We start from the raw sequence: 8,172 nt of genomic DNA, 5'->3' as shown, positions 1-8,172 counted from the left end.
GGAGCTGGTTCCAGAGCGGCGGGTTCGGCCGGGGCCGGGGCGGGCTCGGCCTCGATGGCCGCCGGCAGCGGGGCGTTATCCTGCGCCATCGGCGCGGCCGGCTCCAAGGGGTTGACCTCGACTGGCTTGATCTCGGCCGGCTTCACCTCGGCCGGCTCAACCGGCCTGGCCACTTCAAGCTCGCTGGCGGCTTCCTTTGGCGGCTCGACCCGGCGCGGCGCCAGCATCGCCTCCTCGAAGGGCGAAGGCTCGATCGCATGGCCCTTGTCGGACGGCAGCGCCGCCACCGGGGTCTGCCACTGGAAGGCGTCGAGCCGGCCGGTGACCGGCGAGACCGGACGCCAGCGGTCCGACACATAACCGTCGGCGGTCCAGACCGGATCGTGCAGCGCGCGCACGGCGCGCAGGGTCCAGGCCCGCGCCCGGCCGCTGTCGCCATGCTCGGTGCGCTCGATCTCGGCCATCAACAGCGCGACGCGTTGCGTCGGCGCCGCGATGAACGGCTCCAGCGCCGCGCGCGCCTTGGCGAACTCGGCGGCGTCGATCGCGGCGCGCGCGATCGCCAGCGCGCCCTCGATATGTCCAGGCGTTTTCGCCGCCAGCGTCTCGACCCGCACCAGGCGCTGGCGCGCGGAATCGCCGAGCCGCACATGCGAATAGGCGTCGGCGAGATCGGGATGCGGCTGCGCCAGCCACGCGGTCTCGACGATGCGCATCGCGCGACGCACCTGATGCGCCTCGCTCTCGAACTTCGCCGCGAGCACGGCGGCCGGGATCAGCGTCGGCGCCAGCTTGACCGCCTCCATCGCACTCGCGCGCGACAGGTCGCGATCGATGGTCTCGAACTCCAGCGCCCGCGCCGTCAGCAGCACGCCGCGCTGCCGCCGATAGGTCGCCTTGTCGATCAGTCCGGCGCTCTGGTTGTTGTCGATGATCGACAGCGCACCGGCCCAATCGCCCTTGGCGCAGCAGAAGCCGAGCACCGCATGCGAAGCCCATGACGACGACGGCGACATCTTCAGCGCTTCCTCGGCGATCATCACGGCCGCAACCGGATCGTCGGCGCGCTGCGCCTCGATGAACAGACCGCGCAATCCAAGCAGCCGCGTGTCCTTGCGCTCGGCCATGGCACGGAAGGCGCGCTGCGCGCCGTCGCGATCACCGTCGAGCTGCGCCGATTGCGCGTGCAGCAACAGCGCGAGCGGATCGCCTCCGGCGTGGCGCCGCGCCACCTCGGCATGCGCGCGCGCCGCCGAGGAGTCACCATGCCCGATCGCAAGCAGGCCTTGCGTGATGGCGTGGCGGCCGCGGGCGTGACGGCGCTCGCGACGGCCACGGCGGATGTGCCCGGGAATCTTCCAGAGCCCGCGCAGGATCACGCCGGCGACCATCGCGACGACGACGACGAGGCCGAGCAGATACATCGGCTGCTTGGACGTGAAGCGCAAGCCGCCCCAATTCAGCACGAGATCGCCCGGCTGATCGGCCAACCAGGCCGCACCCGCTGCAGCGAGCGCGATCAGCAGCAGGAACAGAATGATCCGGATCATCAAAGACCTATTGCAAAGACTTACTGGTTGACCGTGGCGAGCGCCGCCATGGCGTTGTCGGCAAATTTACGCGACGCGTCGAGCGCGGCGCGGCGCGCGTCCACCTTGGCGAGCCAGGCTTGCGCCGCCGTGCGATCCGCCGGCGGCAGCGACTTCAGTTCACGCTCGGTCAATGCAAGGTCATTATGCAGGGCGGCCGATGTCACGCGCGCGACGATGCTGCCGCGATCGGTCCCCGTGCCGTCGGTCCGCTCGATCTGGATCAGCGTGGAGGCACCGGCCTTCAGACGATCGACCAGCCCGGCGCTGGCCGCCGCAGCTTCAGGCGGAGGCGGCGCAAGTTTCGGCACGATCTCGATCAACTCGCGGCACAGCGCGTTCGGGCTCGGCACGCCTGAGGTCGCAAACGTCGCGAGCGGCTTCAGCACCTCGGCATCATCCGACAGCGCCTTCGCGGCCTCGAGCGCGGAGGCATAGGGATCGCCGTGACGCACCGCGACGTCGAGCAGCGATGCCGCGACGACGCGGCGCAGCGGCACATCGTCGGCCTTCGCCTCGGCCTTGGTGTCGGCGATCTTGCCGTCCTGCCTCGCGATCGCAGCACCCTGCGCTTTCACTGCGTTCTCGACCTTGTCGATACGCGCCGTGATCGCGGAGACATCAGGCGCAGCCGCACCATCGCGCGGCGCGGGTTTCGCGTCATTGACCGCCGCCGCAAGCTTGTCGGATTGCGCCCGCGTCGCGGCGAGTTCGGTGCGCAGTGCGGCGATCGATTTGTCGAGCGCCTCCAGCCGCGCCGTCGCCGCGGGATCGGCGGCCGCCGCGACCGGCCTGCCGGCCTTCGATTCCAGCGCACTCAGGCGCGTGCCGAGCTGGTCGATGGCGGCACTGGGTTGCGGCGCCGGGACCGGCTGCACGACCGGCCAGCCGAGCAGCCAGCCGACCCCGATCACCAGCGCCGCCGCGACGGCGCCGGATATCGGAGCCACCACCCAGGGCGACACCGGCCGCGCCGGTTCGGCGTCCGGCGCCGCGGAGGCGGTCTCGGGCTGCGGCTCCGCTTGCGGTGCGGCATCGCCTTGGGGCTCGGCCTCAGGCGTCGCCGCGTCCGCGGACGCCTTGCCGGCATCCTGGTCAGCCTCCTTGGCGGCTTCCTCGGTCCCCTCCGCCTTCGACGGTTCGCTGGAGATTTCGGTCGCCTGAAGATCGATGGTCGGCGGCGCGCGCTTGGGCCGGGAATCCGGCGAAGATCCTGGGTCGTCTGGCCTTTCTTCAGCCATCGCGGGGGGTCCTCAAAACTACTGGCCGCATACTGTAGAGCATGATGCGATCCGATTGAATTGGATCATGCTCTTGTCCTTTTGTTTGGTCGCGTTTTCTTGACGCGAACCGGTCCCCACTTCGCTTGAAAACGCTCCGCCAGAATCGGCCCAGGTTCTTAGAGCACGATCCGAATAACCGAGCATTGCCTAACATCATGGTCAGACGAAAGAATTATTCCGGTCTCGGACGCAGGGTGCGGCTGAGCGCCTCCAGCAGGGCGTTTTCGTCCGGCCGCGCCGCCACCACCACCTTGGTCGCGCCGGCGTCATGGAGCACCGCGGCGACGGCCGCCGAGATGCAGCATTGCGGCAAGGCGAGCGCCGAAATCTCGATCCCGTCGGCGCGTATAGTGTCCAGAAAGGCTTGCGCGCTGCGGCGGGAATAATGCAGCACCGCGGTGATCCGGTTCGCCATGAAGGCGTCGCTGACTTCCCTCGGGAAGCCGGCCACCGGCGCCATCCGGTAGGTGGTGTGGGTGACGACGCTGAGCCCGCGCTCGCCGAGCTCGCCCGCGAGATCGCGCGACAGGTCGGCGCCGGCGAGATAGAGCAGCGCCGCAGACGCCGGCAGTTCGCCGGCCTCGACCCGTGCGATCACAAGATTGCGCAGCGAGACTGCATCGCCCTTCGCCACGATCACCTTGTCGAAGCCCGCGGCGCGCGCCGCATCGGCGGTGTGTGCCCCGACCGCAAACAGCGGCAGCTGCAACAGCGGGCTGGTCGCGAGATCGACCGCGCGCAGCGCGTTGGCGCTGGTCAGGATGACAGCATCATAATCCGCATCGTCGTCGCCGCGGAACGGCACCGGCTCGAAGCGCAGCACCGGCGCCGACAGGGCGTCAAAGCCGCGTTGGCGCAGCGTCGCGAGCGTCGCGTCATTGTCCGGATGCGGTCGTGTGACAAGGATTGTCAGGGTTTCAGGCCTCCAGCCGTATAAATTGGACGTTGGCGACCGATTGCACTTTAAGACCTCGCAATGCTACCCCGGAGCGGACATTTTGATGAGCATCATCTTGCCGGAAACCGGTTCCGGCCGCCCGGATCATGCTCGTAGCACAAGGACCGAAATTGGGACACGAACCGCCGATGCTGGTGCTGGGGATCGAGACCACCTGCGATGAAACCGCGGCCGCCGTGGTCGAGCGCCAGGCTGACGGGCAGGCGAAAATCCTCTCCAACGTGGTGCGCTCGCAGACCGACGAGCACGCCCGCTTCGGCGGCGTGGTGCCGGAGATCGCGGCGCGCGCCCATGTCGACCTGCTCGACGGCATCGTCGCCACTGCGATGAAGGAGGCCGGCGTCGGCTACGGACAATTGTCGGCGGTCGCGGCAGCCGCGGGCCCCGGCCTGATCGGCGGCGTGATCGTCGGTCTCACCACCGCAAAGGCGATCGCGATGGTGCACGATACGCCGCTGATCGCGGTGAACCATCTCGAGGCGCACGCGCTGACGCCGCGGCTGACCTGCGCGCTGGCGTTTCCCTATTGCCTGTTCCTGGCCTCGGGCGGACACACCCAGATCGTCGCCGTGGTCGGCGTCGGTGAATATGTGCGGCTTGGCACCACGGTCGACGACGCGATGGGCGAGGCGTTCGACAAGGTGGCGAAGATGCTGTCGCTGCCCTATCCCGGCGGACCGGAGGTCGAGCGCGCGGCCGCCGGCGGCGACCCGACGCGGTTTGCCTTTCCACGCCCGATGCTCGGCCGCGCGGACGCGAATTTCTCGCTCTCGGGACTGAAGACCGCGGTGCGCAATGAAGCCAGCCGGCTGGAGCCGCTCGAGCCGCAGGACGTCAGCGATCTCTGCGCGAGTTTCCAGGCCGCGGTGCTGGAATCGACCGCGGACCGCCTGAGCGTCGGCCTGAAGCTGTTTGAGGAGCGGTTCGGCACGCCGCGCGCGCTGGTCGCGGCCGGGGGCGTCGCCGCCAACCATGCGATCCGCAGCGCGCTGCAGGAGGTTGCGGCGAAGGCGCAGACCACGCTGATCATCCCGCCGCCGGCGCTCTGCACCGACAATGGCGCGATGATCGCCTGGGCCGGTGCCGAGCGGATGGCGCTTGGCCTCACCGACACGATGGAGGCGCCGCCGCGCGCGCGCTGGCTGCTCGATGCCAACGCCAAGGCGCCGGCCGGCTACGCCAACAGCCGCGCCGGATATTGAACAATGTACGACGGAGCGCGCATCAGGCACCGTCGCACCTCGCCCCGCTTGCGGGGAGAGGTCGGATTGCGCAGCAATCCGGGTGAGGGGGTACAGGTCTCAACACTCGGCTCGCTCGCGGATAAAGCCCCTCACCCCAACCCTCTCCCCGCAAGAGCGGGGAGAGGGAGCGAAGACAGGCCCGCCTGATGCCGGCGCATATGTCAGTGAGCGTGATCGGAGCCGGCGCCTGGGGCACGGCATTGGCCGATGTCGCGGCGCGCGCCGGGCGCAAGGTGACGCTGTATGCGCGCAACACCGAGCATGCCGCGCAGATCCAGGCGACGCGGGTCAATCCAAGGCTGGCTGGTGTCCAGCTTCATCCCGGCATCGCCGTGACGTCGGACATCGCCGCCGCGGCACAGGCCGACATCATCCTCGCCGTGACCCCGGCGCAGCATCTGCGCGCGGCGGTCGGGCATCTTGCGCCGCATCTCAAACCCGACACGCCTGTCATCGCCTGCGCCAAGGGCATCGAGCACGGCACGCATAAATTCATGACCGAGGTGATCGCAGAAGCCGCGCCGCGCGCCGTGCCCGCGATCCTGTCGGGGCCGAGCTTTGCCGACGACGTCGCGCGCGGATTGCCGACCGCGGTCACGCTGGCCACCAGGGACGAAGCGCTCGCACGCGCGCTGGTCCAGGCGCTCGGCTCGGCGACCTTCCGGCCCTATCACACCACCGACGTGCGCGGCGTCGAGATCGGCGGCGCGGCCAAGAACGTGCTGGCGATCGCCGCCGGCATCGTGGTCGGCAAGAATCTCGGCGCCTCCGCGCTCGCCGCGCTGACCACGCGCGGCTTCAGCGAGCTCGCAAGATTGGGCCGCGCCTGCGGCGCCCGCGCCGAAACCCTTTCCGGCCTGTCGGGATTGGGCGATCTCCTGCTCAGCTGCTCGACCGCGCAATCGCGCAATTTCGCGCTCGGCCTCGCGCTCGGACGCGGCGAAGCCGCACCGGTCGGCAAGCTCGCCGAAGGCGCGTTCACCGCGCCGGTGCTGTGCGAACTCGCCGCTGCGCAAAAGGTCGACATGCCGGTGTCAAACGCGGTCGCCGCGATCCTGGGCGACCGGCTGACCATTGACGCGGCGATCGAAGGCCTGCTGACGCGGCCGTTCAAGGCGGAGTAACGCACGTCACGGTCGCGCGTGGCGGAGCTTCACGGTCCGTGCGCGGCATACTAGCGTGGCGGCGAACCGTCGGATCCCGGTCCAACAAATCGAAAAACGGATCCCAAGGGAAAAACCATGCGTCGACCGCATCGCGCCATCCTTTCGATCAGCCTCGCCGTCGCCCTCACCGCCTCATCCACTATCGCCCACGCCCAGACCACAACCTCCTACGACGACCTTGCCAAGAGCGAGGCTGCCGCCAATGCCGACAATGGCAAGCGGGTCGCGCCGCTCAAATCGATCGGCAATCCAACCGCCGACGTGTCTGCCGAGATGCAGGCAATGATCGGCGCGCCCTATCCGCCGCATTTCAATGCCGACCCCAAAACCCCTGCGGAATGGAAGGAATTGATCGATCGCCGCGCCAAGCTTCTGATCGCGGGTATTCCGGCGCTGAAGGCGAAGCTCGGCGTCAAGGTCGAGGAAACCAAGCTTGCCGGCGTGCACTGCTACATCGTCACCCCGAACAAGATCGCGCTCGAGAACAGGCGACGCCTGCTGATCCACGTCCATGGCGGTGGTTACGTGTTCGGCCCCGGCGAAGCCGCATTGCCGGAAGCCATCATGATGGCGGGCTTTGGCGGCTTCAAGGTCCTCTCGGTCGACTACCGGATGCCGCCGGATTTCCCCTATCCGGCCGCGATGGACGACGCGATGGCGGTCTGGAAGGAAGTTCTGAAATCGCACGAACACCGCCGGCTGGCCATCTTCGGCACCTCGACGGGCGGGGCGATGACGCTTGCGATGGTGTTGCGGGCGAAGGATGAGAAGCTGCCGCTGCCCGCCGCCATCGCGCCGGGCACGCCATGGTCCGATATCGACAAGATCGGCGACAGCTACGCGAGCAATGAATGGGTCGACAACGTGCTGGTGACCTGGGACGGCTGGCTCGGCCGCGCCGCGAAGCTTTATGCAAACGGCACCAGCCTGAAGAATCCCTACATTTCGCCGATCTATGGTGACTTCAAGGGCTTCCCGCCGACCATCCTGACATCGGGCACGCGTGATCTGTTCCTCAGCAACACGGTTCGCACGCATCGCAAATTGCGCCGCGACGGCGTGATCGCCGATCTCAATGTCTATGAGGGGCAGTCGCACGCCCAATACCAGTTCAACGTCGACGCGCCGGAGACGAAGGAGGCGTTCACCGACATCGCCAAATTCTTCGATCGATATTTGAAACAGTAAGTGCTGCGCTTCTTGATTTGACGCGTTTTCTTCACGCGAACCGGCATCCCTCCCGCATCAAGTGCGGGACAGGCTTCGCTTGAAAACGCTCTGGATCGGATGCCCGCGCTTGTCGCGGCCATCCACGTCGCTGTAGATTGCAGCGCAATCGAACGGGGTGAGTTGCGATGAATTACTGGCTGGTGAAATCCGAACCGTCGGTCTGGTCCTGGGACCATCAGGTCGCCAAGGGCGCGAAGGGCGAAGCCTGGACCGGCGTGCGCAACTTCACGGCACGGCAGAATCTCGTCAACATGAAGAAGGGCGACAAGGCGTTCTTCTATCATTCCAACGAGGGCAAGGAGATCGTCGGCATCGCCGAGATCATCAAGGAAGCCTATCCCGACCCGACCGACAAGACCGGCAAGTTCGTCTGCGTCGACATCAAGGCCGACAAGCCGCTGAAGACGCCGGTGACGATGGCCGCGATCAAGGCGGACAAGAAGCTCGCCGACATGGCGCTGGTCAAATATTCGCGGCTCTCGGTGCAGCCGGTCACCGCGGAGGAGTGGAAATACGTCTGCAAGATGGGCGGGCTGTAGCGGCCCAACGAACTCCGCCGTCGTCCCTGCGAAAGTGTTTGGTCCCTGCTGATTGGTTTGATGGAATCGGTGTAGAACGAGGCGTGGCCTTTGTCAGGGAGCACCTCGGGTCATGGAACTGAGCCTGCACGCGAACGCCACGACGACGCCGAAGACGCGCGCC

The 8,172-nt window shown here is 67.5% G+C and carries 7 protein-coding genes; 4 read left to right on the top strand and 3 right to left on the bottom strand.

All coding sequences use genetic code 11. The annotated features are described in order from the left end of the window. The 3 genes from I6F38_RS42570 to I6F38_RS42560 form a co-directional block, all read right to left on the bottom strand. On the bottom strand, positions 1-1,550 hold a 1,550-nt coding region (locus tag I6F38_RS42570), incomplete at its 3' end, for a heme biosynthesis HemY N-terminal domain-containing protein (protein WP_225164596.1). Between the two features lie 20 nt (positions 1,551-1,570). Continuing rightward, positions 1,571-2,830 (bottom strand): hypothetical protein, encoded by a 1,260-nt coding sequence (locus tag I6F38_RS42565; protein ID WP_225164595.1) that lies wholly within the window; start codon positions 2,828-2,830, stop codon positions 1,571-1,573. 214 nt (positions 2,831-3,044) lie between these two features. Beyond that, positions 3,045-3,785 carry a uroporphyrinogen-III synthase gene (locus I6F38_RS42560; protein WP_225164598.1) on the bottom strand — a complete coding sequence of 247 codons (741 nt, stop codon included), beginning with the start codon at positions 3,783-3,785 and terminating at the stop codon, positions 3,045-3,047. 173 nt (positions 3,786-3,958) lie between these two features. Here I6F38_RS42560 and tsaD point away from each other — a divergent pair, with 173 nt between their 5' ends. The 4 genes from tsaD (at position 3,959) to I6F38_RS42540 (ending at position 8,009) form a co-directional block, all read left to right on the top strand. Further along, complete coding sequence (gene tsaD, locus I6F38_RS42555) at positions 3,959-5,032, top strand: tRNA (adenosine(37)-N6)-threonylcarbamoyltransferase complex transferase subunit TsaD (protein ID WP_225164597.1); 1,074 nt, start codon at positions 3,959-3,961, stop codon at positions 5,030-5,032. A 188-nt stretch (positions 5,033-5,220) separates the two neighbouring features. Beyond that, complete coding sequence (locus tag I6F38_RS42550; protein ID WP_225164594.1) at positions 5,221-6,198, top strand: NAD(P)H-dependent glycerol-3-phosphate dehydrogenase; 978 nt, start codon at positions 5,221-5,223, stop codon at positions 6,196-6,198. Positions 6,199-6,315: 117 nt separating this feature from the next. Then, positions 6,316-7,428: an alpha/beta hydrolase gene (locus tag I6F38_RS42545; protein ID WP_225164593.1), complete on the top strand. Its 1,113-nt coding sequence runs from the start codon at positions 6,316-6,318 to the stop codon at positions 7,426-7,428. Between the two features lie 167 nt (positions 7,429-7,595). After that, positions 7,596-8,009, top strand: a complete 414-nt coding sequence (locus I6F38_RS42540; protein WP_057021328.1) for an EVE domain-containing protein — start codon at positions 7,596-7,598, stop codon at positions 8,007-8,009. Positions 8,010-8,172: the final 163 nt, after the last annotated feature.

Source organism: Bradyrhizobium sp. BRP56, from assembly GCF_020194035.1.
GTDB lineage: Bacteria > Pseudomonadota > Alphaproteobacteria > Rhizobiales > Xanthobacteraceae > Bradyrhizobium > Bradyrhizobium australafricanum.
Note: the sequence above shows the minus strand (reverse complement) of the source record. Positions and strands in the feature narration are given on the sequence as shown.

Excerpts from the sequence above, each read along its gene's own strand:
- I6F38_RS42565 (WP_225164595.1), bottom strand. The coding sequence starts at position 2,830 with ATGGCTGAAGAAAGGCCAGACGACCCAGGATCTTCGCCGGATTCCCGG.
- tsaD (WP_225164597.1), top strand. The coding sequence starts at position 3,959 with ATGCTGGTGCTGGGGATCGAGACCACCTGCGATGAAACCGCGGCCGCC.
- I6F38_RS42550 (WP_225164594.1), top strand. The coding sequence starts at position 5,221 with ATGCCGGCGCATATGTCAGTGAGCGTGATCGGAGCCGGCGCCTGGGGC.
- I6F38_RS42545 (WP_225164593.1), top strand. The coding sequence starts at position 6,316 with ATGCGTCGACCGCATCGCGCCATCCTTTCGATCAGCCTCGCCGTCGCC.
- I6F38_RS42540 (WP_057021328.1), top strand. The coding sequence starts at position 7,596 with ATGAATTACTGGCTGGTGAAATCCGAACCGTCGGTCTGGTCCTGGGAC.